The following is a 2675-nucleotide window of genomic DNA, read 5'->3' as shown; positions in this document are numbered from 1 at the left end:
GGGCTGGGCCAGGTCGAGGCGCTCATGGGCATCGTCCCGGGCGGCGGTGGCACGCAGTACCTGGCCGGTCGGGTCGGGCGCAACCGCGCGCTGGAGGTGGTGCTCGGCGCCGGGCTGTACGACGCGGAACTCGCCGAGCGCTACGGCTGGGTCAACCGGGCCCTGCCCGCCGACGAACTGGACGCCTTCGTCGACCGGCTCGCCCGTGACATCGCGGCCCTGCCGGAGGGCGTCATCGCCGCGGCCAAGCGCACCATCGCCCCCGACGACCTGGCCGCGGGACTGGCGCGGGAGAACGACGCCTGGGCCGGTCTCGTCCGCCGCCCCGCGGCCGGGCGGTTGATCGGCGGCGGACTGGCCGCGGGCGCCCAGACCCGCGACGGCGAACGGGACCTGGAGGCCCTGATGCGGGACGTGGCGGTCAGGACCGCCTGATCCCCGACGGGTGGGCTGGAGCAGCGGGAACGGGTGCCGTCCAGCCGGTGGAGCGGATCCACTCGGCCAGGTCCCGGGTGGACGGCTCGATCGCCCGCACCGCCGCGAGGTCCGACGGGTGTTCGGACGCCTCGGCGAACCGGCGGAACATCGCCTTGTCGAGGTCGTTGCCGAGGACGCTCAGCGGCAGGGCCTCGTAGCGTGACGGCAGCCCGGCGCGCGCGCCGAACGCGGCCGCGATCCGGGGGCCCGTCAGCTCGTCGCCGACGACCTCGACGGCTCCGCCGGGCACGTCCGCGGTGTCGAGCAGGATCGCGGCGGCGACCCGGCCGATGTCCTTGATCGAGACCATCTTCAGGGCGACGTCGTCCGGCAGCGGCAGCCTCAGCACGATCGTCCCGCCCTCCAGGCTCGGCGCCATCACGGTCGCGAAGTTCTCCATGAAGGCGGCCGGGCGAACCATCGTGGCCCTCAGGCCGGAGAGCTTCAGGTACTCCTCGATCCGGTGCTTCGAGTCGTGGTGCGGCACGCCCGTTTCGCGATCCGCGCCGAAGACCGAGTTGAACACGACGTGCGGCACGCGCGCCGCGGCCGCCGCGTCGACGAGGGCGGTGCCCACTCGGACCTCCTCCTCGACCTCCTCGGGGCTGTTCGCCTCCGGGGTCATGAAGTAGAACGCGTCGACCGCCTCCAGCGCGGCGACCGTCGACGCCGGGTCGTCGATCCGGGCGGTCGACAGCTCGACGCCCCGGGCGGCCAGCGCCCGCGCCCGGTCGGACCCGGGGGAGCGGACGAGGGCCCGCACCCGCGCTCCCCGGGGCAGGAGCGCGTCGACGACCGCCCCGCCCTGCTGCCCCGTCGCGCCGAAGACCGCGATCGTGCCGAGTTCCCGCGTGTTCATGACACCCCCAGTTGGTTCACGTTAGGAACTATATTAGTTCCTAACGTGAACTTTCGCCAGGTGCGCGGGTGCCCCGCGAGGCACTGCGCGGTAGGTCAGGACGAGGTGGACGGCAAGACACCCGACGCGTCCACGATCGCGGTGGCGAAGCGTTCGAAGTCGCGCCGGTCGTCGGTGTCGAGGTCCCTCGCGATGTCGGGCAGGCGCTTGGTGGTCTCGGCGTACACGGCCTCGGCGAGCACCTTCCCCGCGGGCGTCACCTCGAGCATGATGACCCGCCGGTCCTGCTCCGAGCCCACCCGGCTCACCAGGTCGCGGCGCTCGATGCGGTCGACGAGCTGGCTCAGCGCGTTCTTGCTCAAGCCGAGCGAGGCCGCGAGGTACGCCATCTGCCGCGGCACGTCCTTGACCGCGCACAGCAGCGTGGCCTGCGAGGGGGTCAGGTCGTACTCGGCGCAGATCTGCGCGTACCTGCGCTGGATCAGGACCGAGAGCCAGAAGAGCTTGTCGCCGTAGTCCACGCCCGCCGCCCGTCGTCCGGTGCCCGACACCCAGTCTACCGACGCCGACCGGCTTGCCCGACCGTCGAACGGACGGCGAAATCCGCCTTGCCCGGCCCGACCCGGAGCGCCGCGACCCTGCGCCTGCGGCTGCTAGTACACGACGTGCTTGCCACCGTCCACGATGACCGACTCCCCGGTGACCTGGTCCATCGCCAGCAGCCCCAGCACGGCCTGCGCCACGTGACCGGGCTCCGACGTGCGGCCGAGCGGCACGCTCCGCCGCTCGGCCCCGGCCCGCTCGGCGAACCCCTCCTCGCCGTGCAGGCCGGTCTGCCACCGGGTGGCCACCGTGCCCGGCGAGACGGTGTTGACGCGCACCTCCGGCGCGAGCGCCGCGGCGAGGTTGCGGGTCAGCTGAGCCAGCGCGGCCTTGCTCACGCCGTAGGCGATGGACGACCCGCCCGCCCGGTAGGCGGAGATGGAGGCGATGTTGACCACCGCGCCGCGGGAGGCCCGCAGCGCCCCGGCGAACGCTCGGGTGACGCGGAACGGGCCCACCACGTTGACGTCGAGCACGTGGTGGAACACCTCGTCGGTGAGCGCGTCGAGGTCGGCGTGCGGCACGGCCCGCGTGGTGCCCGCGTTGTTGACCAGCACGTCGACCCGGCCGAACCGGTCCCGAACCCGCTCGGCCAGCCCGCGCACCTGCCCGTCGTCGGCCACGTCGACGCGCTCGGCCACCGCCTCGCACCCGGTCGCGGCCAGTTCGGCGACGGCGGAGCGCGCGTTGGCCCCCGACCGGGACCAGGTGACCACCACGCCGCGGCAGCCGGCGC

4 protein-coding genes are annotated in these 2675 nt (G+C 73.8%); 1 reads left to right on the top strand and 3 read right to left on the bottom strand.

What is annotated here, in order from left to right; genetic code table 11:
* Positions 1 to 435 (top strand): enoyl-CoA hydratase/isomerase family protein (locus tag ACFV4N_RS42570; protein WP_499678379.1); only part of this gene is annotated, 435 nt, incomplete at its 5' end.
* Here ACFV4N_RS42570 and ACFV4N_RS42565 read toward each other — a convergent pair.
* The 3 genes from ACFV4N_RS42565 to ACFV4N_RS42555 all read right to left on the bottom strand — a co-directional run.
* Entirely contained in the window at positions 422 to 1336 is a 915-nt protein-coding gene (locus ACFV4N_RS42565) for an NmrA/HSCARG family protein (protein ID WP_499678378.1), read from the bottom strand. The genes ACFV4N_RS42570 and ACFV4N_RS42565 overlap by 14 nt on opposite strands.
* Before the next feature lie 95 nt (positions 1337 to 1431).
* Positions 1432 to 1887, bottom strand: coding sequence for a MarR family winged helix-turn-helix transcriptional regulator (locus tag ACFV4N_RS42560; protein WP_499678377.1), 456 nt, complete (start codon positions 1885 to 1887; stop codon positions 1432 to 1434).
* 102 nt (positions 1888 to 1989) lie between these two features.
* On the bottom strand, positions 1990 to 2675 hold a 686-nt coding region (locus tag ACFV4N_RS42555), incomplete at its 5' end, for an SDR family NAD(P)-dependent oxidoreductase (protein ID WP_499678376.1).

Origin of the sequence: Actinosynnema sp. NPDC059797 (assembly GCF_042732085.1) — a bacterium.
GTDB lineage: Bacteria > Actinomycetota > Actinomycetes > Mycobacteriales > Pseudonocardiaceae > Actinosynnema.
Note: the sequence above shows the minus strand (reverse complement) of the source record. Positions and strands in the feature narration are given on the sequence as shown.